The sequence below is a fragment of the Cytobacillus sp. C11.1 genome (assembly GCF_058145115.1).
In genome coordinates this window covers 3,000,744-3,022,854 of sequence record NZ_CM176935.1, presented here as the reverse complement: position 1 = coordinate 3,022,854, position 22,111 = coordinate 3,000,744, and the positions used below count along the sequence as shown (strand labels likewise).

The window sequence follows — 22,111 nt, the reverse complement described above, 5'->3', positions numbered from 1 at the left end:
CGACTCTTAAACTGTCATTATTTCCCTTCTAAAGGCAGCGGGTCAATGCTTTGGTCGTTGGCAGTTAAGTCAATGCCATAGTCTTTGGCAAAAACCATATGCGTATCAACCAAGATCCCTTCATGGTTTTCATCCAAATTGAATACTCTCGCACCTCGGAGTCTATTTCGGTCCGGGCCTGAAAGACCGTATGTGCCGAAGCCAGTATTGCCGGCATACCCTAGCAAAATCCCATAGTAGTTGCCGCAATATGTGTTAATATGATCGTGTCCGCAGAATACTCCCTTAACATCCCCTCTATCCAGCATGGCTGTAAACAATCCGCTGTTAATCGGACCCGGACACTCATCTTCATTGCGTTCTCCTGTGATTTGATGCCTTGCCGCCGCGAGATCATGACCTGCTTGTGTTCTGCCATCCACACTTCCCCACCACATAAAACGGTGCTCCCATAGAGGGATATGAATAAATACTAGTGAAGGCACTTTATATCCATATTGCTTTTCGATCACCTTAGATCTCTCATAATACCAGTTGACCTGATTGAAACGGAGCCAATCCCATGTTGGATAGCCATTAAAATCCTGGCCTGCAATGGTTTTTGGTGCATATCGGCCGCTATCCAGCAGCCAGAGATTGAATACCGCTTTATTCCCGCTTGATTGTCTGATTAGCAGGTTCATGTTTCCTGTACCTGTAAGGCCTTTTTTGCCAGGAACGTTCATATTATGCTTGTACTTCATATAAAAGTTGAGCATATCATTCTCATCCATGCCAGTCTTTGGGGTTGAGTCTTCATCATGGTTTCCGAACGTAGCCGCCCAGCGGATTCCTCTCTTTTCCATAGGCTGAACGACATTATTCATCGCTTGCTTCATTTCCATTTCAGAATCACAGCCGCCGGTGATATTGTCCCCGTTCAAAACAACAAAATCAGGTTTTTCAGAGTCAAGAACCTTTTCCATCAATTCAATCGTTCTGCTGTCAATCCGTTCATCATCCTGTGTGTCGTTAAACTGTACAACCTTAAACTTGCCATTAGAATTGAATGCAAGTTTAGGAGCTTCAATCTTTTCGCTTAGTTCTTCCGCTTGAGCTTTACCAACAAGTAAATCTCCAGGCAAACCTGCAGCAGCCATCGTTAAAGCAAGCGTCCCCATTCCTCCCGCTTTAATAAACTTCCTTCTATCAAGCCCTATGCTTTCGTTCTGATTATTCACTAGCTCAGCCTCCAATGGTTTATGTTATCTTTCATGAATCGGGAGCGTTCCATGCCCTACACTTAAAATCGTAGAATAAATCTGTTAATGGAGTATTAATATAACTAGAGTGTTTAGTAAAGAAAGTTTACTAAATGTAAAGGTTTTTAATTGATAGAATTGCATTATAAAAAGCCTGCCTATATAGGCAGACTCCCGCTATCCATATTTGCGATCGTACCATTACTCAGATTCATCATCCCTGCTCACGGTATAATTACGATTCGCTTCCTTTACAAAATGAACCCCGCTCCCTCTTTCCATCACAAAGTTCATCTTGTATTGGGTTCTTTTCGTTATTTTCACTTCCAGCTGTTCAGCTCGGTCATATCTGTCAGATAGCTTTCTCTCAGAGATATCCAGTGTGATGGAAGGTCCATCTATTAACATCACCTTCGCCTGGTTGTGTTCTTCAGGCAGGATGCGGTGTACATGGTGAAGTGCCAGCCAAACACATTCATCATTCTGTGGAGAGATATGTGAAAACCAGTACATATCAATATTTCCAGAAATACGGATGGGCGCTGCCTGGCATGCACCTACTATCGATTTGGACCCGCTGATGGCCCCATCCAGACTGAAGCCGTAGTAACTAAGGCTCGCCTGCATAATCTCAATTGGTTTCATCGTGACGATAAAGGTTTGGCTGCCCTGGATTACCTTGCTATAGCATCTGCCTTTTGAATCAAACTCCGGCAATATCACTTTCGTTTCAGGATGGATTATATAATGAGGTATTAAAATTAATGTCATGTTATGACTCCTTTTTGGTAATTTACTATTTTTAAAGAAAGGAGTATACTAAGCAAATGAGCTGGTCTACTCCATCTCATGAGAGCTCTCAGGCGATTGTCTTTCCCGGACCTGCCTGAGGGTTTTTGTTGTTTTTGCACTAGTTCCGATGACTGTATGGCTGACATTTCTTTTAATGATAAGCATTTAAGTTCATTAAAAGCCCATTTGGCATTCGGCAGGATTTGACAAATTTCACCTCCTTTTACATTATAATGGGGCTTTTTTACTATTGTAAAAGCTTATTTTTCGATCTTCGAAAAGTTTTTCTTTGCCTAAAATGAGCCATGAAATACAATATTGACAAATTTGCGTGAATTTTTTATAATGTTCAATTTTATTCATTTTTCCAGAGAAATTAGCTTTTACAATCTGAATCACAGTTCATTTTGTGACATACATCATAGGGTATGAAAAAAATTCTAGGTGCTGAAGAATGTCACAAAAAATTCATCAATTAAAAATGGGCACATAAAAAAGTTGAGACCACTCTATTAGCAGCCTCAACCCCAATATTTATTTCCAAACTATTCTCAGCCATAAAAAATTTGCCAGGCCTCCATTAAGACCGGCAATTCCTTCATTAAATACAGTTTTAAAACGTTTTACTTTACGTTTTTTATTTTATTAAACTCTCTTATGGAAGCGATCGTTTCATACATGGAAAGGTCCTCCAAGTATTTGAATCCGCCAATTAAAGGTGTGCTATTCGCTTCTATAATCCAAACACGGCCACTTTCATCTGCCGCCAGATCATAGCCCCATATGAAATGGTTATCAAAATGCCTTGCTAAACATTCGGTTGCTAATAATGAAACATGATCCAATTCTTCCATAACCTTTTGAACATTAACATCTTTTATATTAGACTTTTCCAGTGCTTCTTCCACAGTCAGGACGGTTCCTTCCTTACTTAGGTTGGTAACAAAATAGCCATTGCCGGCAATCTTCGCGTGCTTTCCTGTTAGAATCCAATCAGCAGCGTCTTTTTTTCGCTGTACTATATACCGAAAGTCAATGGGCCTTCCATTTACTTCAGCTAACGGGATGCAGGTTTGAATAATACAGTGACCCCTTTTCCTGCGTGCTAAATACTTATAAAGCCATTTGAAGCCTTTGATTTTAATCTTGTTCTTTTCGAAATGAATTTTATATTCCCCATCATCCAATTTTGTCACTTTTCTAATAGCAGTGGCCGCTGATCCAAAAATGGGCTTAATGATCAAATCCTGATAGCGCTCGAACATCATAAACAGATTTTCTTTTGTGAAAGTGACTGTCTCCGGATTATAACTCTTTACACTTGGATCTTCCATTAACAACTGGTGTTTAAACCATTTATCCGCTTTTTTTCGATTCCGCACATAAATTTCTCCTTTTATACAGCATATTAACTCCTCTAAAAATAGACTGATGCATTCATCCATTTGTCCAGGAAAAAGGTGTATGCCTACTACTTTTTAAATGGTGTGAATACATTAACCTAAAAGGACCTTAATGGAGGGTTTCGTTATGCCGCAGCTAAAGCCCAAAATGACACTTTACGATATATTTGGACCCGGCTATATTCTCAACCCAAGAGCTTCCTATCATAATATGTACTGGCTCCCTGACTTGATTTCACAGCATTCAGCTACAGGCGGTCCAATGCCTGTAGCGGGAGAATTGCCCCTTTTATGCCATCATGATGTTACTAGCAAGTCAGGTACTTCCATCCTCAAAGATGCAGGATTGGAACTGGCCTCCAACCGGATTTATTATTCTGACAAACAGAACTATTATGAGGTTCTGGATTCATTAGAAAGTGCAAAAGAAAAAATCATATTTAACTGTCCTCATTTGCCGGAAGAGTTTGACTACAACAGATATTGGATCGATCCGGAGCTGATTTTCTTTTTAAATAATAAGAAAAGCCTTGGAGAACTTGTTCCGAAAGAGAACCTAGCCAGGCGTGAAGTCCTTGCCATCAATGATTTTCTTAAAAATCATTTTTCAATGAACCTTCCTTTTGTTGTAAAAGCAGCCACCAATGAACCTTCAGGCGGAGGAAATAACGTTGTGATTTGTAAAGATGAGGAAAAACTTCAATATGCAAAAGAGCTATTAAAATCATGTGAGTTTGTGATTATCGAAGAATATATTCCAATAAAAGCAAATTATTGTGTCCATTTTGCCCAGACCTACCAAGGCGAGCTCGCTTACCTCGGAGGATCGGAGCAGATTATTAATGATGGAGTCAAATACAAAGGAAATTGGTTTGAACGAGACCATCAGCCGTCGAAGGAAGTCATGGAATTAGGAAAAGTGATAATGGAAAAAGCTGTTTCCCTTGGTTACTGGGGAGTTGGCGGATTCGATATCGTAATTGGCAAAGATAACCGCATCATTGCCCTTGATCTGAATTTCCGGCTGAATGGTTCAACGACCGCCTTGCTTTTAAGTGAAAATGTCATGAAGTCCCTTAACGTAAGTACCTTAAAGGTAAGATCCTTTCGAACAGTCATCAGCTTTACTAAGCTTGAAACCTTTACAAGAAACTTAATCAAACAGCAAAAACTAGTCCCTCTTACGATCTATAAGCCAGAACATCCAACGCAAAACAATCCAATCGTTTTAAGGTGCTTGCTGGCAGGCAACTCCAAGAATGAAATACTTAGTACGGAGCAGCAGATTGAACAAATGTATGAGATCAAGAAATAGCACATTTTACAATAAAAGCCTTTTGATCATCCAATCTGTAAAATCACGCCAAATGGGAACAATAAGGAACAAAATAGAAATCCTTATTACTCAGGAGGCTATGTCATGACTGAAAACACACCACAGGATGTAAACCGAATCCAGGAAGAAGCACAAAAACAGGATCAAGAGGCAAAGAAAGCGCAGGAAGTTGTGGATGACGCCATTTCAAAAATGAGTCCGCAGCGGCAGTATGAGAAAGAGAAGGAACAGAATAAGCGATAGTAAAAAAAGCCTTATCCAAGGGGTTCAACCCGGATGGAATAGGCTTTTTTCTCGATTTTATTTTATAATCTTTGTCTTAATCAATTTAAATAAAGATTTCCTCAATATCTTTGAAAACTTGAATAAAACAACTGTATTGGCATCAACGATCGGTTTGAGTGTTTTATATACTGCATTCTCAGTAAAGCAGTAGTGGATATCATTTGGTTTCATGCCCATCTTTCTGGCATTTACAGCGATTTCCTTTGCTTTTTCATCTAAAATAATGAGCTTATCAGCCTTCGCTTCCATCACCTTACTGGCCATATAGCGGTATTGCTCCTTCGCTTCTTGATTTTTTCCGATTTGCGGAAAAGAACCCAAAGCAGCTATTTTCTTTCCTTTTGCAGTATCTTTTAGAACGTTTAGAGCCCCTTCCATCGCAAGAGGCGTATTGTTCCAGGAATCATCAATAATCAAACAGCCTTTTATTCCAGGAAGCTGCTGCAAATGGGATTCCAGGTGCTGGAAACTCGGTAATTTATCGATGACCTCCTCAATATCCAAGCCGATATGGTGAATGGCCGCAATGGAAGCTAAAGCATTATAAATATTGTGTTTTCCATACCCTGGTATCACCGCCGGGTATTCCTTGTTTTTGTAAATAAGCTTAAAACGTATTCCTTTATCGGTTTGCTCCATTTCCTTTGCCATGTAATCTGCAGGTTCATTAATTCCAAAGGTCAGTTTTTGAGCAACATGACTCAAATCAATCTTCTTTATATTGTGATCATCCGCATTAATAATGAGGAGATCCTCCGTTTTCATCCCATCCATTATTTCCGCTTTTGCCTTAATGTAGTTTTCCATCGTTTTGCAGCCTTGAAGATGGTAGACATCAATATTCAATATTATCCTGATAGTAGGCTGGAAGTACTTGCATGCCAGACTGACATCCCCAGGCTTCAAAAGCCCCATTTCAATAACCGCAGCATCTGTTTGATCATCCATCTCTAAAAATTTCAGCAAATGCATGCGGCCGAGATTAAAGCTCCGATAGGTGGATTGAACATTCAAGCCATCCAATGTTAAGACTTGTGTGATCATTTCCTTTGTGGTGGTTTTTCCGCTCGTACCAGTTATGCCAACTACGGGTATATGAAATAAACTCCGGTAATGGCTCATCAAGCTCCAGTAGGCTTCCCGAACATTATCGACCTTTATCACTATGTTACCATTCTTCGCCGTTCCCGGGTTATCCGTTACAATCACAACATTCTTCTGTCTTAAAGGATGTAATCCCCTTTTGGAACTAAAATGAAAAAACAGCGTACTTTTGCCAGATTTTATTTTAAGCCGATCATTTTCAATGTTATTGATCAACGGATTCCCTTTACCCGAAATAACCGTTCCTTCTATTATTTTTACGATTTCGTCTAATGGTATGGCTTTCATTATATCTGCCTTCCTCTCTTATGGAGTAAAATAATCTGCTGGCCAAATAGGTGTCTTGTATTTAGGATATAGAAATCTAGAAATAAAGATTGGTACAATCAACTAAGTCATCCAGAAAGGGCTTGTACCTATTATGGAGGCCATTCCAAAATGAATCCGCAAAGGAAAGAACAACGATCATTCAAAAAGCCTTATTCCATCATCCGGCTGGAATAAGGCTTTTTCTCTGTTATTTTACTTCCCCTTTCCACATCTTCTTTTCTGCTTTTTGCAAATAATGCATCGGGATAAAGGTGATATAAAAGACAAACAGTGCAGCAATTTCAAGGGTTACATAGTACCACACCCCGCTGCCGAAAAAGGATAACAACGTCTTTGTTTCGGTTGGGCTGGCCAAATAGAAAAAGTTTGTGCCAAGCAGGAGGTTTAAGATAAAGACTGGCACTGCGATTACATTGAGTGTAAAAAAGCTGGTTAATACCGCTTTCTTTGGAACTCTGTACCCTTCAAAAAGAATGAAATAGAAAACGGCTAAGGGAATGGCTGAATGATGAAGGAAGTATTTGATGTAGCGGTAATGAGGAAATTGGTAAATCATATCCGGTGTAACCATACTTAAGATGGGAGGAATGGTACCGATAAAATACAGCAAATAAAATGCTCTTTTATTGCCTTTTATGAACAGAAACAGTGCAATATAGGTGCTAAGAGAACAAAGCTGCAGCGGTAAATCCGCCACTTCCCACTGATTGGTGAGAACGAGCCACAAATGATACGTGACTTCACAGGCCAGCAGCACAGCAAACAAAGTCCACTTCATCATCTTCTGATATGGCCTAAGCGCTTGCCTGTAATACACCAGCCACCAGCAGGTAAAAAAGAAAAGAATCAATGTAACAAGATGCATCAAGGAAAAAGTCTCAAATCCTTGCATACCCGTTACCGAAAACATGGTGTCATCCCCCTTCAATATGCATTGAAGTGCTGTTTTATTCATTGTATTCACAGGGAGGAAAATTAACACGGTAAATAGGCGGAAAATTCTTAATAAATTCCACTCCATTTTTCAAAATGATAAGGAAGATTATGTTAAAATCATTAATAAAGAATGTTCTTTGGGAGGCTTCATGTTTTTTAATAAAAGGTTCATTGGTATTGTACTGAGTGTTCTGGGAATATACTTTTTCCTTTGGGCGAGCGGTTTGTTTGGGATTTGGATGAATGGAATTAGTTATTTTTCCGAAAACGTGGAGACTTATCACAACAATGGCGCTCCAGTTGAAGGAGAGTATTCTGTCATCATTGATTTAAGCGATTTGGAAAGCAATGAAGGAAGATCATTTATGATGATGGGGACAATCGCATTTTCGTCTCAGAAGTATTTTATAATGAGGAATTGACTTATGAAGTGAGCTTTCGGTCAAGTGGAAATTATCATATGAATGGTGCAACATTAGTGTCCGGCATTCAGCATGTGCCAACTGACAATGATTTTACAGGGATACCGGAAGTGAATGCCCAAGCTGCCTATCGTGGCGAAAACTTTACATTATCCCAATCTGGCTCATCAGAATTAATCTACCGGGATGGAGATGAATTTAGCTTTTACTTGCTTCCAAATGACAAGAATCTAGCATTTGACTTAGAAAAAGATGCAACTATTGAGGTTACACTCTCAAACTTGTATTTGAACTTATGGATGGCGAAAAGATTATTCCGTTGACGGCAGAATTTTATGCGGTTCTATGAGCACCTTTCTTCTTACTTAACTTCATATTTGGTCGTCATGGTTGCTTTATGACGACTTTCTTCTAATTGGTCCTCGATTTTCGTCTTCATGACCGCTCTATGGCGACCTATTTCCTGCCTGGCCACCAACTTTCGTCTTCATGAAGACTCTATGGCGACCTTTCTCTTGGCTATTCTTCCTTTTTCGTCGTCATGAAAGCTCCATGGCGACCTTTCTCTTGGTCATTCTTCCGTTTTCGTCGTCATGGAAGCTCCATGGCGACCTTTCTCTTGGCTATTCTTCCGTTTTAGTCCTCATGGAAGCTCTATGGCGACCTTTCTGTTAAATATTTTTCCTTTTTTGTCTTCATGGAAGGCTCCATGGCGACTATTCTTCTTTTTAGGTTTCAATATTCGTCTTGATGGCGTTTCACAAAGACCTTTATTTCTGCTGTCGCTTGATAAATCAATGGAAACCTCCTTCTGTCCTGCCCATTTTCCCTATGGACACTCACCCGCCTGATCCCAATATGAATATATTGTAGGAGTTAGTGGAGGTGATGATGTTCATGTTTTTATATACAGATGATGCCTCCGAGCGGCACCTTTTAAAAGAATGGGAACAGAACGCATTGGAGAAGTTCCAAGAAAAGATGACGGATATAGATAAGCCGTTCCCCTGCATCCCTGCTACCATTGGCTTATCCAAAAACCAGCTTCGTTATTGCTTTGTAGAAGATCCCAGAGAAGAAGCTACAACTGAACAGGTTTCTGCAATGCTAAAGGAATACACCAGGCATTCAAGAACATTCGGGAACTACACCTCTCTAATCATCTTCTACAAAACGCCTGATGATATAAGAAGTGCTTATACAGTAAAGGAATTCGAGCAGCTGTTTTGGCAGCAGCTGGCCAGCTTAAGTGAAATCGATGAAGTTGAGTGGCCGAACAATATACCGAAAGATCCGCATGATCCCATTTGGGAGTTTTGTTTTCATGGGGAGCCGTATTTTATGTATTGCGCCACCCCAGCGCACGTTAACAGGCAGAGCCGCCACTTTGATTACATGATGCTTGCCATTACACCAAGATGGGTACTAAAAGAATTTATGAAAAAAGAGTCCCTGGCCCTCAAAATCAAATCCCGGGTGCGAAAAAGGCTGGAGAAGTATGACAGCAGCCCAATACACCCAGACTTAAACAGTTATGGAGCGGAAGAGAACTTCGAATGGAAGCAATATTTTCTGCGGGACGATGAGACCACTATATCCAAATGTCCCTTTCACAGGTTTTTAGGAATGACTAAAAAGAGTATGTAAAAAGGAGAACAGAATCCAATTCTGTTCTCCTGCTATTTAAATAAACAACTGTTCATACACTTCATTCAGCTGGCGCGCTCTTTCTTCATCCTGTTCCTGTCTGGAATACTCGATTGCTTCTTCCAGAACTTTATTAAGGTAATTGCTTTCTTCCTGTGTTAGCTGCCAGGCAAAAATCTGTTCGGATTTAAAATCATGGGTAGATAACCTTTTAAAAAGCCTTCTGCCTACAGCATCGTTTTCGGTATGGGCAGATAAAATCTCACGCAAATAATTCAAGGATTGTTCCATCTAAGTCCTCTCCTTTGGGTTTACTAAAGCAGCTGATATTGGCGATTTTCAAGAAAGCTTATTTATCATCATCTACATAGGCATCGTGCTCAAAAGCCGGCAAGTCACCAAAGGATGTCATAATTCCTTCTTCATCTAAGCTTTCTTCATATTTATCATGCTGGTCATTCGGGTAAACCGTAATATTCTTTCCATACATATCATTGCCAACGAAATTTTCATAATCCTCAACATAACCCACATTTTCATCATACTCAATGTAAGTGTCATTATAATGCTCGGGTGGAACGGCTAAATCGGATGGCGTTTCGGATGTTCCCCACTTGGCAACTTCTTGCCAGGAGTCTTCGGCATCATAAGCAACATTTTCATCCTGCTCATCCATATCGAATTTGCCAAACGGAGGCATCAATACCCCTTCCTCAATCGGACGGTTCGTCGAAACAGTCTGGTCAGGAGAATGCTCCTTGCAATATAGAGTTTCCGGAACTGCTTGAAGTCGCTCAAGGGGAATGTCTTTATTGCAGGCAATGCACTTACCATAAGTCCCTTTTTCGATAGAAGCAAGTGCTGCTTCAATTTTTTCCAATTCGTAATCCAGATGCTGATGCAAGGCAATGTCCTTTTCGCGCTCAAATAATTCAGTGCCCTCATCACCTGGATGGTTGTCATAACTTGATAACTCTCCCATTGATTCATGAAAAAAACCTGATTTTAGATCGAAATTATCATTAGCACCCTGTCTTTTATTTATATCCTCTTTCATCTTTGTCAAAGCTGATTGGAATTCTGCAACTTGCGTTTGATTTAACGGCATCGTATCATTCCTTCTAAAGTGTCATTTTCTTACTTAGTATTTAGCATTTCAAGAAAGAAATGAGGAAGTTTTTATACCGGTTAAACCATTTTATGGACTAAAGAAAATGTATTATATGTAACGGAGGCATATAGCATTATAAATCGGATAGAAGAAAGGCTGTTTGATGATAAAAAAATTTGTATTCCTAGAGAAATAGTAATTATTCAGGCTGATTAGCGACGATTTCCCATGCTGCCCTGCAGATTCGGTCGTTAATCACCACGATTAGCGACGATATCCCCTGCCACCCTCCAGATTTGGTCGTTAATCACCACGATTAACGACGATATCCCCTGCTGCCCTCAAGATTCGGTCCTTAATCACAACGATTAACGACGAAATCCCTTGCTGCCCTCAAGATTTGGTCCTTAATCACAACGATTAACGACGATATCCCCTTCCGCCCTCGAGTTTTGGTCGTTAATCACAACGATTAGCGACGATATCCCCTGCTGCTCTCGAGATTTGGTCGTTAACCACAACGATTAGCGACGATTTTCCATGCTGGCCTGGAGTTTTGGTCGTTAATCATCCAGATTAGCGACGTTATCCCCTGCTGCCCTCCAGATTTGGTCGTTATTCACAACGATTTTTGCGAAATCAAATTTCATTATGATTTCGCTTTTCCCTATAGTGACGAATCCTATCAAGTGGGATAACGGCATCTAATGAATATCATTTCGCTTATCAAAATAAAGGCTCCCATCTGGCTGCACTTCTGCATAAAACACGTCACTAACTGATTGGATATTTGCTTTTTTAAGCTCCTGATCAAGCCAGCTATGGTCAAGTTTTAGCTTAGAAAGGTTTTCTTTGTTTATTTTCCCATCGGATATTACTTCTGTTGCAAGAGGAAATGTGGCTGGACTTGTCTGAAAGCGGCCCATATCACTTTTGGTAACCGGCTGTTTGTTTTCCTTTATTAAGACAGACAACTGTCCATTGGTTTCTAAAATAGCGTAATCCACCTCTAAAAGAGAGAATACATTTTTCTGTCTTAACATAGCTTTAAGTGCATCAATATCAAGACGCGATTTTTTAAGTGCACCCTCCATAATTTGTCCATTTCTGATCACAATTAAAGGGTCACCCGTTGTAACTTTCCTTCCCCGTTTTGATTTAATATCAACCATATCCATTAATAGTGTAAAAAGTGTCCAAACCATTAAGGCAATGACTCCATTTCTGATGCTAAGATTTTGATTCACTGCAAGGTTCGCGGTGATCGAGCCTATCCCAATTGCGGATGTCCAGTTAAAAAAAGTCATTTGGCTAATTTCTTTCCGCCCCATCATTCTTGCTAATAAAAACAGAACCAAAAATGAAATGGTTACACGAAGAATTACCTCAGTTACTGTCATTGACTTCACTCCTTATTTTCTAAGTTCTCCCATAATAAAGAAAGTAATCCCGGCCATTGGACGGGATTACTTTCTTAGAGCTTAAGTTCCTATTGATCCGTATTCCATGTGCTTTTACTATGGAATAAAGTTATTTACCTTTTTGGTGTACCATGTATATATCCAGGGGCAGGATTCAACTCAGGTGCTTGTCCTGTAGCAACAGGTTTTGCTTCATATTTAAACTGACTTAACCCATCCATGGAAGGTCCTGATGCCCAGCGGCCTTACTCACTTTCTGTTCCCTCTGAACAGCTCATAAAGGTATAGGCCACGTCAGATTTTTCGTATTCGCGGTTGAATGTGCTTGGTACTACTATGCCTTCCTTCTGCTCCAACTCTGCGATTGCAGCTGCCCATTGGTTTTGGTGGTAGGAATCACGGGCAATCAGGAAGGAAAGCATATCCCTTACGCCTGGATCATCGGTCATTTCATATAACCGGACAACCTGCAGGCGGCCCTGGGATTCTGCATTTAAGTTGGCTCTGAAATCTGCCAGAAGATTTCCGCTTGCTATAATATAACGAGCCGTCCAAGGGAAACCAACCGCATCGTTCGGACTGGCTCCTAACCCATTGACGATGGCATGCTGAGGGTTCATGCCGCCCATCACACTGGCAATAACGGGATCCTTGGCAGCTTCCTCCTGCTCCTCAACGGGTGCTTTATCAAGAAGCTGTGCTATCATAGTTGCAAGCATTTCGACATGGGCAATTTCTTCTGTGCCAATGTCCATAAGCATATCACGGTATTTTTGTTCACCCCGGCAGTTCCATCCTTGAAAGAGATACTGCATCATAACAGATATCTCGCCAAACTGCCCGCCTAATACCTCCTGCAGTTTTTTTGCATAAACAGGATCAGGCTTGCTTGGTTTTGCTCTATATTGTAATTCTTTTACATGAAAGAACATGGTAGACACCTCCGTATTTTAGCAATACATCGTTAGTGTCTCTTTCCGCTATTTGTACTATTCCACTTTCCAATTTTGATAAAAAACCAATCGTGATCAATTCGCTTTAGTAACAACCATCCTTTAAAGTCAGCGAATTTATCGAAACTTTCTTGGATAGAGAAATTATTGTAACTTACTGTTAGGTCAAAAATTTAATAAAGACAGATAACAAAGGGTCATCCGCTCTTTTTGAATGACCTATTATGCTTGCATGTTAATAAATATAGGTGAACCTGCTACATATTTAATTGATTTACAATCCCTTCTGTCGTTACAATCGTTGCAAACTCTTTATGCAGTGCAGCAACCTCAATCTCGTGGATCACCTCTGGGAGATGAACCGTCCCCATATGATCAGTGATCTCAAAAGCAGCGATCGCATCCGAAACCAAATAGGTATCAAATCCCAGATTCCCGCTCATCCGGGTCGTTGTTGAAACACAATGTTGAGTGGACAGCCCGGTGATGACGACAGACTTAATTTGCTGCTGACGCAAGTAGGATTCCAGTTCGGTTCCGATGAAGGCACTGTTCACATTTTTTGTAAAAATCATCTCTCCTGGCTTGGGATGCAAAAGATCTTTAAACTCTATCCCCTGGACGTTCTTATGATATAGCGGCGATTTCGGATCAAGAGACAAGTGCTTGGAATAGACAACGGGCCAGTTTCGATTTCGCCACTCGGTTAACAGACGAAACGCATTATTCTCTGCATAAGGATTATTCCGCTTGCCCCAATAGGGATCACCAAATCCTTTTTGCATATCCAAAACCATTAAAGCAGGCGGACTGGAAAACTGATTCATAAAAACCCTTCTCTCCTATTATTTAACCCTTGTAACCCTGAGCGCTAAGGCTCCTATAAAATCTGTTCAACCTTCTTTTCCTATTTTTCAATTTATTCACTTATCAGAATGACCTCTGTTTTGGCAGGATCACTGAGCCTAAACACTTTTTTGATGCTGATTGGCATTATTTTGGTTAGCACCTTATCGTTTTTACTGTATATAGGCAGCCTGAAGTACCTATCACCAACTAAAACCAGCCTATTATCCAGTATTGAGCCTCTTGTGGCAGCAGTGATTTCTTTTATTTGGCTAAAGGAAACATTTAGCGCTTACCAATTAATCGGAGGGCTATTTATTATTGCAGGCGTTCTATTCTTATCAATGACCAAAAGAGAGAAGGAAGCAATTATTTTGCAGCAAAAAGGGGCTTAAAGCATAAAGCATAGGAGAACGGAAACTCCAGCTAACACACATGCCATTAAATAATGAACTGGAAAATCCAATGAAGCTTTCGAAGAATACCAAATGAGCAAAAGCATCTCTTCAATAGATGAATGAGATGCTTTTATGAATTCAGTTGCTCTTTACTGCTCATTTTTTTAACGAATTTGGTAAAAAAATAAGCAATATAAGTAATCACTATGTCAATAAGAAACAAATATAATTGATTCATCCCTTTATTAAATTCAACCATTCCGATAAATGCTTCTATGGTCGCAAAGCCAAATGCAAACACAGCGCTTAAGAATAACGTGTACACCAGGAAGTTCTTCTTATGATTCAAACAGTATTGGTACAATAATAAATAACCCACCGGCAAGACAGAAGCAGTCATGTTTAGTGCATTTGGGAAGATTGGTGATAAAAAGTACGTGTGGACGAAAATACTGTAGCGCTGAAGTGCAAGGTCAGTATATGCCCAAAGCAAATGTACAGTATATCCAAAGAAGAATAATTCAAAAATACGCCGGCGATCAACTGTAAAATAAAGCAGAACCAGCGGAAGTACCAGTAGAGAAATCACAACCCAAAACTGCCAGGTTCCCATGTTTGAATAATCATGCCAGTAGGAAGTGACTAATGAATTCATATCATTATTCTGTTTGAAAATCTCGTCCCAGTACTCTCTGTAACTCATCCAATTACCTCCTAAAATGTTCATCCAATAATATTCTCCAAGGATAATGGCAGCTTTTAAAAATGGTTAATGGTGTTGATATCTCGGTTTATCTTATTAGTCCTTAAATGGATAAAGCCTTTTTCCTGCATGGGCTTAATTAAACGGGTAACCGTTGAGATATGCCAGCACGCTGGCTCACTTCCACCATTACCTTAACCTGCTCTAGCTAGAACAATTGTATTACAAGTATTATTTTTGGATAAACGAAATAAAATATGCATAAAACAGAACTTCCAAGCAGAGTGGCCTGCCCTTTCATTTCAATTGGAAAATTAAAAAAGCGATAAAAAAGGTTATTAAGGAACAACCTCTTTTACCGCTATAGGTATTTAATATGTATTTTTCACTTGTTGATCGAAAATCACACCAAATGGTACTCCCTGACTGGCTAAATTTCCTTTTTTACCGCTCCTCTTATAGATTCGATAAGCGGCTTCGGCAAATTTGCCGGAAGAGACGTTCCATTCTCAAATATCCAGGCATTGATTATTTCCAGATCTGCTTTTTTAAATGTAATGCTATAATCGTTCTTTTCATGGCTAAATTCAGCAGTCACATACTCTTCGCCATCAAACTCGTCATCAATAATCATGTTGGTTATTTCATACGGCTCCATGGTTAATCTCCTTTAGTATCTTTTTTTATGGCTGTTTTCCGAATAGATTGGTGTGTTTGCTTAAGAACTCTGCCCGTTGATTTCCGCTGCAGGCACTCGCTTTCCACGGGGCTACCGGGAGCCTCCTCGACGCTCTGCGTCTGCGGGGTCTCCCTTGGAACGCTACTCCCGTAGGACATTGAATAAGTTCCTCGAATGGACACCGCACGAAGAAAATGCGATAGCATTTTCGAGGATCTCGCGCCTTCCGCTCCAATCAACTCAGTGATTAAAATCGGTTCGAAAGCAACAAACTTTGCGAAAACAGCGTTTTTTATAGAGTTAACCGAATGGGTTTGTTTATTCATTTTGTGTTTCGTCATTAACTTATTAACATCATTAGCCCTTATTGAATCAGCTTTTTCTTAATTCGTTCCAATATATCATCATGATTGGGCAGCTCGCTGAGCGGATAAGTGACGGTTTCCGCCAGATTCCCCTCTTGATCGATAATCACCGCGGCACGGCTGGGGCGGCCATCCTCCATTAATAGGCCAAACGATGACGTTACTTCACCATGCGGGTAGAAATCAGATAATAGCGGAAAATCAAGCGCATTAAAAATTCGCTGATAGGCTTCCTGGGTTGAATTTGTATCACATGAGATACCCAACACTTGGGTATTGAGACGATCATACTCGCCAACACGAGTTTGAATCATCTGTACTTGATTATGTCAGTTCATCCCAAACACATTTGGAATAAAAATTAAACATACATTTTTCCTGCCGTGAAAATCTGACAAGCTAATCGTTCGCTTTCCTGTAGCTGGCAATGTAAAACTAGGCTTCATAAAATCTCTCCTTCCCCATTGATTTCCTTTATTTTATCATTTAGCAGTCAAAATTAGCACACTTAACGGTCGGGTTTCACCTCAGAAATCAAAGTCCTTCCTACTCCTTCATAATGATCGTATCAATCGTTTTATACGCGACAAAAAACGTTGCCAATGAATAGGCAGCTTCCCGAACCCCAAATAGGAAAATGGCGCTTGTAAAAATAATAAAATTAAACAGCAGAATACATTGTCCAATTGTTAAAGGAGATCTTTCACTAAATAATATCGCCAAAACCTCCGTTCCGTCTAAACATGCGCCAAACCGTATAATCAGGCCGACCCCCATTCCTAAGATAAGTCCTCCAAGGAGGATGACCAGAATGGGGTTATTTGTCAACTCTTCGAATGGTGCCAATATGTAAGTGCCTCCTGCCAAAATGGAACTGGCATACAGACTTAATATCAGGAACCTCGGGCCAAAGCAGAAGTATCCTACTATTAAAAACGGCAGATTTAATAATAACAGCAGGGCGCCAACATCCATATGAACAAAATGAGAAAGCATTATGCTTAAGCCAACAATGCCGCCATCTATAACATAATTTTTCACCAGGAACAATTGCAATGAGACAGCTACGAGATTGGCTCCGCAAAATATAAAAAAACCATTTTTTAAAAATGAAGCCTTCCGAATATAACTTTGTTTCACATAGTAATTTGCCCTTCTTCTATACACATGACATCTCCTTATGTTTAGACATGCCTCTTATGTATTGAAGTATATTCTGAGAAAATCATAAAATGTCCAGCGTTTTCTGCAAGCCTCCAAGGGAATCTATGAGAATAAAAAAAATCTATTTTATAAAAATAAAAAGATAGAAAAACAATAACCCACAGTGTAAAATAAATTCAGTTAGAGGAATCTAACATAGACATCCATTTTGACATACAGGAGGAAACGAAGCTCACCTAATAAATTACCACTTCCAGCTGCTGAATATCTTAAATTTTCAGAAAATTAAATATAAGAGGTCGATGAACTTGACAATGGATGTTAAAGAAATAACGACAAAAGAACCTACTATTTTCCATCATGTTGGGAATAAAATCATTACAGAAGATCGGGACATTAACATAATTGCCAGATTAGAAGAACCACTGGTCTTGATATTAGGAAATGTTTTAAGCGATGAAGAATGTGACGAGCTGATTCGGTTATCAATGGACCGGATGCAGCGTTCGAAAATAGGAAATGTACGTGAAATAGATGACCTAAGAACAAGCAGCAGTACCTTTTTCCATGAAGGTGAAAACGACATTGTTGCCAGAATTGAAAAAAGAATTTCGCACATCATGAACATACCTATTGAACATGGTGAGGGCCTCCAAATTCTAAACTATAAAATAGGTCAAGAGTATAAAGCTCACTTTGATTTCTTTTCATCAACGAGCAAAGCAGCAAGCAATCCAAGAATTAGCACACTTGTCATGTACTTAAATGATGTTGAGCAAGGCGGGGAAACGTATTTTCCTAAGCTTAATTTTTCCGTCTCTCCGCAAAAGGGTATGGCAGTTTACTTTGAATATTTCTATACTGACCAGACTTTAAACGACTTAACTTTACACGGTGGAGCACCCGTTGTCATAGGAGATAAATGGGCTGCAACACAATGGATGAGAAGGAAAAGAATATAGTATATATATGAAACACAAAAAAACACTTGAGTGAACGCACCCAAGTGTTTTTACATATTTTTTAAAACCACAATCTCTTATGATAGTCATAATCAGAGGTATCGAAATGCTCTTCCCCTTCTGTTTTGGGGGCACACTCTTCACAAGGTTCTTCTGTCTGATCATGCTCACATTGTTCCAATAAAAGTTCCATTGTTTGCATCCCCTTTCCTATCTCTTATCTCCATTATAATGTAAGCGGTTACATTTGTCTTGTAACAGATATTGGAAGCGTAATATGCTAGGATTGAAAAGAGGATATCTGAATATCAGACACCCTCTTTAAATCAGTCTTTGTTCAGCATCTTAAAGACTTGTTCTACATCCTTGTCGCCGCGTCCTGATAGATTGACGATTATCGCATCATCTTTTGATAATTCTTTTGCCAATTTCAATGCATGGGCCACTGCATGAGAGCTTTCAAGCGCCGGAATAATTCCTTCTGTTTTTGATAACAGTTGAAAGGCTTCAAGCGCTTCCTGGCCTGTTGCCGTGACATATTCTGCCCGGCCGCTTACTTTTAGATGGCTGTGCTCAGGTCCGATTCCTGGGTAATCAAGCCCTGCCGCGATCGAGTAAGTCGGTTTTGGCTGCCCTTCTTCATCAAGCAGTGTTAAGCATTTGAACCCATGGATAACCGCCGGCACACCTTCAGATAGAGTTGGCGCTTCTTTTGGCTCGACACCGATCAAGCGCACTTCTTTTTCGTCCAAATAGTGTGCAAAGGCACCAATTGCATTGCTCCCGCCTCCTGTGCAGGCTATGACAGCGGCCGGCAGTTTTCCTTCCTGCTCCAGAATTTGACGTTTTGACTCTTCACTTATTACGGACTGGAAGTGTTTCACCATTGTTGGGAACGGATGCGGACCGACCGCAGAGCCCAATAAATAGAAAGTATTTTTATAGTTTTGGACCAAGTCTCCTAATGCTTCGTCAACAGCATCCTTCAAGCGGCCCTGCCCTTTTTCAACTGGAATGACTTTAGCACCCAGCAATTCCATTCTAAATACATTGAGAGCCTGGCGTTCCGTATCCAATTTCCCCATATAAATGATACATTCCATTCCAAACATGGCACATGCTGTAGCTGTAGCAACGCCATGCTGGCCCGCTCCTGTTTCTGCAATAATCCGCTTCGCTCCCATCCGCTTCGCCAGCAGAATCTGGCCGATGGCATTATTGATCTTATGGGCACCCGTATGGTTTAAATCCTCACGTTTTAAATAAATCTTTGCCCCTCCCATTTGCTTCGATAAATTCTCGGCAAAAGTCAACGGATTTTCACGGCCAATATATTGTTTCAAATAGTAGGAGAATTCCTTTTTGAATTCTGGGTCATCTTTATATTTTAAAAATTGCGCCTCCAGATGGTCCATGACCTCCTGCAAAGCTTCGGGGATAAAACTTCCTCCAAACTCGCCAAAATAACCTTTTGTTTCTTCGCTCACTCTCGTCATCCTCAGCTCATCTCCTTCTCAACTTTCGAACTATTATACTATTTTTATTGAAATATTCCAATTATTTAATATGGAAATCTACCATCCAAAACAAGTTCTTGGCAGATTCGTTACTTCATGCGCAACCCTGATACCCGATTGAACGGCCCCTTCAACCCAGACTAACATACGTTTGGATAACCATCCGATATGATTGTTTTCCATAATTATGAAAATGGATGACAAAAGAATTAGTCTAATAATAAAAAGCCTTTTCCCTGGTGGAAAAAGACTTTGTGTTATTTGTTTACACATCATTAAGTATAGGGATTTATAGCTATTTGTATGTAAAACTTTTATTCGATTACTCCTGACTCCATTATTTTCACTTTGGCCTGGACGGTTATTTTGAGGTCCGGGTATAATTTTTTCCATTTTTTCTGATCCCATTTACGAGTTCGGGTGCGCACTTCTTCCCCAATGCCAAGCGGATCAATTCCCTTTTCTTGAAATTGCTGGATCATTTCTTCTGATTTTTTTTCAATCTCCTCTTTCAGTTCATTCTCTAACTTTTTGATTTTTTGTTTATTTAAAGTTCCATCGTTGTATTCCCGAAGAATTGCCTTTAGATTGATGTTTATTTTTATCTCAGAATTTGTCATCGGTTCAGGTATTTCGTATTTCCTGACAGACTTTATATTTACAAAAGAAGCTTTTCTTTCTTCTTCCGTTTTAAAGGCGTATGTATCCTTCTGACCTTTATGGTCTAATAGGAGTGTTAGAAAAAAGAAATTTTCCTGATCGATTTGTTCGACCAATTTGTCATCTTTCAACAATCCGATTGCACCAATGTTAAGCTTCCCTTCTTTTTGTTCAATAATGGGAAGCATAGGGTCAATCCCTTCAGTATATAATTTATACTTAAATATATGCAGGTTCGTTTTATGAATCAACCTTGATTCGACATTTTGTTCAATTAAATTTGATAAAAAGATACCATTATCTATATTTCCATACTGTTTACTTAACACTTCTTTTGGGTTTCCATCTAAGATAGCTAGGTAAACATTCGCACCAATCGAAGGATCCCTTGATAAGGTATCCAATAGCTCTAATATTCCTATTTCTGCAGTTTTCCTTTCATATAAGGCTACTTCTAATTTCCCGCTGACCATTGGTTTTTCTGATTGTAAACTTTGCTTATCACGATTTTCTTTATTAAGAATAGCAGTAGTCGTTAATGTTTCATTTTTAACAGACCCATCAGGCTGATAATTGGGAAAGACTGTTGTTAACTCTATTATATCGTCATCTACATACTCATAGGCAGCCCCTGTTATTAATTGAACATCATCCAAAATTTGCTGATCGATATTCATACATCCTGTCAGAACTAGCAGCAGCAGAATAATTTGTATCACCCTGTTAAGCTTTCTCAATGTTTCTCCTCCTTATCTTTGATAAAAGGAAAGACAAAAGAGTTAGTATTGGGATATACACAAAGACTAACCATAAGCCTAATAAAGACATATATTTATTTAACTTCTCGATATTTTCTCTTCCTTCAATCACTACCGTTGAACCAAGTACAATGAGCAAAATAATAACACTGACCACCACTACTTTTTGAGGTTTAATATTAAAGATTGTTTGTACACCTTTAGTAGAAGCCCATACTGATAAACAAATATTAGGAAGGATAATTAAAACCCAGGATGTTATTCCTATATATTCAAACCTTTCGACAAATGGGAGTTCGACAATTTTCCACAGAGATAATGTAGCCCAAGTGTGTCTGCTTATTTGATTCTCGCTAAAGAAACCGATTGAAATGATAAGAATAAATAAATAGATTACACCTGTCAGAAGATTCCCAAGGTGAGCCCACTTTTGTGATTTTTTAGGATGTTTTATATAAGGATAATAAATCAGCAAGGTAGAGAATCCCAAATAGCTCAGCATCATGTCTTTCGTAGAAATGGTCATTTCTTTAATGGAATGGTTCCATATCGGGAGTAAGTTTCGAAAGTGAGTATATTCAATGGGATATAAAAAGGTAAAAAATATATAAAAAGGAATAAGGACTCCCAGGAAACTAATTCCAGTAACAATGCGGAATCCCCCTGTTACACAATAATAGACGAGAATGAGTAAGATGATGCTAAACATAATAATATTAATCATCGGGAATAGCCACACCTGTACAATTTCAATGTAACTTCGAAGTACGATAATCCCAATCATCAGCCAATATATGATCCAAGTAAGACTTAAGAGCCCTCCAATCCATTTTCCAAACAAATCCCTATGTATTTGAATGAGATCTTTTTGATGCTTATTTAGAAGCAGGTACATTACCCAGATAATCATACTTACCGAGATTCCTGCTCCAATTACCGCTATCCAAGCATCATTTCCCGCAGACTTCATGATCGTACGCTGGAATCCAAACACGCCCACTCCTACTTGGACAGAATGGATTAAAAAGAAAACAAGAAAAGGTGATATTTGAAATTCTTTCTCTTCCAATTTGAACCC

Annotated in this window: 23 protein-coding genes and 2 pseudogenes; 7 read left to right on the top strand and 18 right to left on the bottom strand. The window is 39.5% G+C overall.

Annotation, left to right across the window (positions count from 1 at the left end; translation table 11 throughout):
* Positions 1-17 precede the first annotated feature (17 nt).
* The 3 genes from AC3ZVC_RS15080 to AC3ZVC_RS15070 all read right to left on the bottom strand — a co-directional run bounded on the left by AC3ZVC_RS15080 (position 18) and on the right by AC3ZVC_RS15070 (position 3,415).
* Positions 18-1,220, bottom strand: coding sequence for a metallophosphoesterase family protein (locus AC3ZVC_RS15080; protein WP_490064040.1), 1,203 nt, complete (start codon positions 1,218-1,220; stop codon positions 18-20).
* A 222-nt stretch (positions 1,221-1,442) separates the two neighbouring features.
* Positions 1,443-2,012 (bottom strand): competence protein ComK, encoded by a 570-nt coding sequence (locus AC3ZVC_RS15075; protein ID WP_490064039.1) that lies wholly within the window; start codon positions 2,010-2,012, stop codon positions 1,443-1,445.
* Between the two features lie 644 nt (positions 2,013-2,656).
* Entirely contained in the window at positions 2,657-3,415 is a 759-nt protein-coding gene (locus tag AC3ZVC_RS15070; protein ID WP_490064038.1) for a YheC/YheD family protein, read from the bottom strand.
* Positions 3,416-3,563: 148 nt separating this feature from the next.
* Between AC3ZVC_RS15070 and AC3ZVC_RS15065 the strand changes: the two genes are divergently transcribed.
* Together AC3ZVC_RS15065 and AC3ZVC_RS15060 are read left to right on the top strand one after the other, a co-directional pair.
* Positions 3,564-4,751 carry an ATP-grasp domain-containing protein gene (locus AC3ZVC_RS15065; RefSeq protein WP_490064037.1) on the top strand — a complete coding sequence of 396 codons (1,188 nt, stop codon included), beginning with the start codon at positions 3,564-3,566 and terminating at the stop codon, positions 4,749-4,751.
* A 105-nt stretch (positions 4,752-4,856) separates the two neighbouring features.
* Positions 4,857-5,015: a hypothetical protein gene (locus tag AC3ZVC_RS15060; RefSeq protein ID WP_490064036.1), complete on the top strand. Its 159-nt coding sequence runs from the start codon at positions 4,857-4,859 to the stop codon at positions 5,013-5,015.
* Between the two features lie 57 nt (positions 5,016-5,072).
* Here the strand turns inward: AC3ZVC_RS15060 and AC3ZVC_RS15055 are convergent, their stop codons facing one another.
* Together AC3ZVC_RS15055 and AC3ZVC_RS15050 are read right to left on the bottom strand one after the other, a co-directional pair.
* A complete protein-coding gene (locus AC3ZVC_RS15055) occupies positions 5,073-6,449 on the bottom strand; it encodes a Mur ligase family protein (protein WP_490064035.1) in 1,377 nt (458 codons plus the stop codon).
* Between the two features lie 229 nt (positions 6,450-6,678).
* The gene (locus tag AC3ZVC_RS15050) at positions 6,679-7,401 is read right to left on the bottom strand and encodes a YwaF family protein (protein WP_490064034.1); all 723 of its coding nucleotides are present in this window, start codon (positions 7,399-7,401) and stop codon (positions 6,679-6,681) included.
* Between the two features lie 175 nt (positions 7,402-7,576).
* Between AC3ZVC_RS15050 and AC3ZVC_RS15045 the strand changes: the two genes are divergently transcribed.
* From AC3ZVC_RS15045 to AC3ZVC_RS15035, 3 genes are all read left to right on the top strand, one after another.
* On the top strand, positions 7,577-7,849 hold the full coding sequence (locus AC3ZVC_RS15045) for a hypothetical protein (RefSeq protein ID WP_490064033.1): 273 nt from the start codon (positions 7,577-7,579) through the stop codon (positions 7,847-7,849).
* A 38-nt stretch (positions 7,850-7,887) separates the two neighbouring features.
* Complete coding sequence (locus tag AC3ZVC_RS15040) at positions 7,888-8,172, top strand: hypothetical protein (protein ID WP_490064032.1); 285 nt, start codon at positions 7,888-7,890, stop codon at positions 8,170-8,172.
* 574 nt (positions 8,173-8,746) lie between these two features.
* Positions 8,747-9,496: a YqcI/YcgG family protein gene (locus tag AC3ZVC_RS15035; protein ID WP_490064031.1), complete on the top strand. Its 750-nt coding sequence runs from the start codon at positions 8,747-8,749 to the stop codon at positions 9,494-9,496.
* 36 nt (positions 9,497-9,532) lie between these two features.
* On the opposite strand, the gene AC3ZVC_RS15030 is transcribed toward AC3ZVC_RS15035, so the two are convergent.
* From AC3ZVC_RS15030 to AC3ZVC_RS15010, 5 genes and pseudogenes are all read right to left on the bottom strand, one after another.
* On the bottom strand, positions 9,533-9,787 hold the full coding sequence (locus tag AC3ZVC_RS15030; protein WP_214722658.1) for a sigma-G-dependent sporulation-specific acid-soluble spore protein CsgA: 255 nt from the start codon (positions 9,785-9,787) through the stop codon (positions 9,533-9,535).
* 58 nt (positions 9,788-9,845) lie between these two features.
* Positions 9,846-10,604: a TraR/DksA C4-type zinc finger protein gene (locus AC3ZVC_RS15025; RefSeq protein WP_490064030.1), complete on the bottom strand. Its 759-nt coding sequence runs from the start codon at positions 10,602-10,604 to the stop codon at positions 9,846-9,848.
* Positions 10,605-11,311: 707 nt separating this feature from the next.
* Positions 11,312-12,007 carry a YetF domain-containing protein gene (locus AC3ZVC_RS15020; RefSeq protein WP_490064029.1) on the bottom strand — a complete coding sequence of 232 codons (696 nt, stop codon included), beginning with the start codon at positions 12,005-12,007 and terminating at the stop codon, positions 11,312-11,314.
* Positions 12,008-12,141: 134 nt separating this feature from the next.
* A pseudogene (locus AC3ZVC_RS15015) lies at positions 12,142-12,960 on the bottom strand (manganese catalase).
* Between the two features lie 278 nt (positions 12,961-13,238).
* On the bottom strand, positions 13,239-13,808 hold the full coding sequence (locus AC3ZVC_RS15010; protein WP_490064028.1) for a cysteine hydrolase family protein: 570 nt from the start codon (positions 13,806-13,808) through the stop codon (positions 13,239-13,241).
* Positions 13,809-13,937: 129 nt separating this feature from the next.
* On the opposite strand from AC3ZVC_RS15010, the pseudogene AC3ZVC_RS15005 reads away from it, so the two are divergent.
* Positions 13,938-14,222: pseudogene (locus AC3ZVC_RS15005) on the top strand (EamA family transporter); the annotation flags it as partial.
* Positions 14,223-14,355: 133 nt separating this feature from the next.
* Here the strand turns inward: AC3ZVC_RS15005 and AC3ZVC_RS15000 are convergent.
* The 4 genes from AC3ZVC_RS15000 to AC3ZVC_RS14985 form a co-directional block, all read right to left on the bottom strand.
* Positions 14,356-14,928 (bottom strand): hypothetical protein, encoded by a 573-nt coding sequence (locus tag AC3ZVC_RS15000; RefSeq protein WP_490064027.1) that lies wholly within the window; start codon positions 14,926-14,928, stop codon positions 14,356-14,358.
* A 430-nt stretch (positions 14,929-15,358) separates the two neighbouring features.
* Complete coding sequence (locus AC3ZVC_RS14995) at positions 15,359-15,586, bottom strand: hypothetical protein (protein ID WP_490064026.1); 228 nt, start codon at positions 15,584-15,586, stop codon at positions 15,359-15,361.
* Positions 15,587-15,971: 385 nt separating this feature from the next.
* Entirely contained in the window at positions 15,972-16,286 is a 315-nt protein-coding gene (locus tag AC3ZVC_RS14990; protein WP_490064025.1) for a redoxin domain-containing protein, read from the bottom strand.
* Positions 16,287-16,518: 232 nt separating this feature from the next.
* Entirely contained in the window at positions 16,519-17,139 is a 621-nt protein-coding gene (locus AC3ZVC_RS14985; protein WP_490064024.1) for a YitT family protein, read from the bottom strand.
* 311 nt (positions 17,140-17,450) lie between these two features.
* Between AC3ZVC_RS14985 and AC3ZVC_RS14980 the strand changes: the two genes are divergently transcribed.
* Positions 17,451-18,098 (top strand): 2OG-Fe(II) oxygenase, encoded by a 648-nt coding sequence (locus AC3ZVC_RS14980; RefSeq protein ID WP_490068936.1) that lies wholly within the window; start codon positions 17,451-17,453, stop codon positions 18,096-18,098.
* 61 nt (positions 18,099-18,159) lie between these two features.
* Here the strand turns inward: AC3ZVC_RS14980 and AC3ZVC_RS14975 are convergent, their stop codons facing one another.
* From AC3ZVC_RS14975 to AC3ZVC_RS14960, 4 genes are all read right to left on the bottom strand, one after another.
* Positions 18,160-18,291, bottom strand: coding sequence for a hypothetical protein (locus AC3ZVC_RS14975; protein WP_490064023.1), 132 nt, complete (start codon positions 18,289-18,291; stop codon positions 18,160-18,162).
* A gap of 133 nt (positions 18,292-18,424) precedes the next feature.
* Positions 18,425-19,594, bottom strand: coding sequence for a tryptophan synthase subunit beta (gene trpB / locus AC3ZVC_RS14970; protein ID WP_490064022.1), 1,170 nt, complete (start codon positions 19,592-19,594; stop codon positions 18,425-18,427).
* A 335-nt stretch (positions 19,595-19,929) separates the two neighbouring features.
* Positions 19,930-21,012, bottom strand: coding sequence for a Ger(x)C family spore germination protein (locus tag AC3ZVC_RS14965; RefSeq protein WP_490064021.1), 1,083 nt, complete (start codon positions 21,010-21,012; stop codon positions 19,930-19,932).
* Complete coding sequence (locus tag AC3ZVC_RS14960; protein ID WP_490064020.1) at positions 20,999-22,102, bottom strand: GerAB/ArcD/ProY family transporter; 1,104 nt, start codon at positions 22,100-22,102, stop codon at positions 20,999-21,001. Before AC3ZVC_RS14960 ends, AC3ZVC_RS14965 begins: the two co-directional genes overlap by 14 nt.
* Between the last annotated feature and the right edge of the window lie 9 nt (positions 22,103-22,111).

Bases quoted from the DNA above. Each gene is read 5' to 3' on its own strand.
- AC3ZVC_RS15020 (WP_490064029.1), bottom strand. From the start codon at position 12,007: ATGACAGTAACTGAGGTAATTCTTCGTGTAACCATTTCATTTTTGGTT.
- AC3ZVC_RS15035 (WP_490064031.1), top strand. From the start codon at position 8,747: ATGTTTTTATATACAGATGATGCCTCCGAGCGGCACCTTTTAAAAGAA.
- AC3ZVC_RS15045 (WP_490064033.1), top strand. From the start codon at position 7,577: ATGTTTTTTAATAAAAGGTTCATTGGTATTGTACTGAGTGTTCTGGGA.
- AC3ZVC_RS14990 (WP_490064025.1), bottom strand. From the start codon at position 16,286: ATGATTCAAACTCGTGTTGGCGAGTATGATCGTCTCAATACCCAAGTG.
- AC3ZVC_RS15030 (WP_214722658.1), bottom strand. From the start codon at position 9,787: ATGGAACAATCCTTGAATTATTTGCGTGAGATTTTATCTGCCCATACC.
- AC3ZVC_RS15060 (WP_490064036.1), top strand. From the start codon at position 4,857: ATGACTGAAAACACACCACAGGATGTAAACCGAATCCAGGAAGAAGCA.
- AC3ZVC_RS15065 (WP_490064037.1), top strand. From the start codon at position 3,564: ATGCCGCAGCTAAAGCCCAAAATGACACTTTACGATATATTTGGACCC.
- AC3ZVC_RS15010 (WP_490064028.1), bottom strand. From the start codon at position 13,808: ATGAATCAGTTTTCCAGTCCGCCTGCTTTAATGGTTTTGGATATGCAA.
- AC3ZVC_RS14975 (WP_490064023.1), bottom strand. From the start codon at position 18,291: ATGGAACTTTTATTGGAACAATGTGAGCATGATCAGACAGAAGAACCT.
- AC3ZVC_RS15075 (WP_490064039.1), bottom strand. From the start codon at position 2,012: ATGACATTAATTTTAATACCTCATTATATAATCCATCCTGAAACGAAA.
- AC3ZVC_RS14995 (WP_490064026.1), bottom strand. From the start codon at position 15,586: ATGGAGCCGTATGAAATAACCAACATGATTATTGATGACGAGTTTGAT.
- AC3ZVC_RS15025 (WP_490064030.1), bottom strand. From the start codon at position 10,604: ATGCCGTTAAATCAAACGCAAGTTGCAGAATTCCAATCAGCTTTGACA.
- AC3ZVC_RS14980 (WP_490068936.1), top strand. From the start codon at position 17,451: ATGGATGTTAAAGAAATAACGACAAAAGAACCTACTATTTTCCATCAT.
- AC3ZVC_RS15000 (WP_490064027.1), bottom strand. From the start codon at position 14,928: ATGAGTTACAGAGAGTACTGGGACGAGATTTTCAAACAGAATAATGAT.
- AC3ZVC_RS15040 (WP_490064032.1), top strand. From the start codon at position 7,888: ATGAATGGTGCAACATTAGTGTCCGGCATTCAGCATGTGCCAACTGAC.
- AC3ZVC_RS15050 (WP_490064034.1), bottom strand. From the start codon at position 7,401: ATGTTTTCGGTAACGGGTATGCAAGGATTTGAGACTTTTTCCTTGATG.
- AC3ZVC_RS15055 (WP_490064035.1), bottom strand. From the start codon at position 6,449: ATGAAAGCCATACCATTAGACGAAATCGTAAAAATAATAGAAGGAACG.
- trpB (WP_490064022.1), bottom strand. From the start codon at position 19,594: ATGACGAGAGTGAGCGAAGAAACAAAAGGTTATTTTGGCGAGTTTGGA.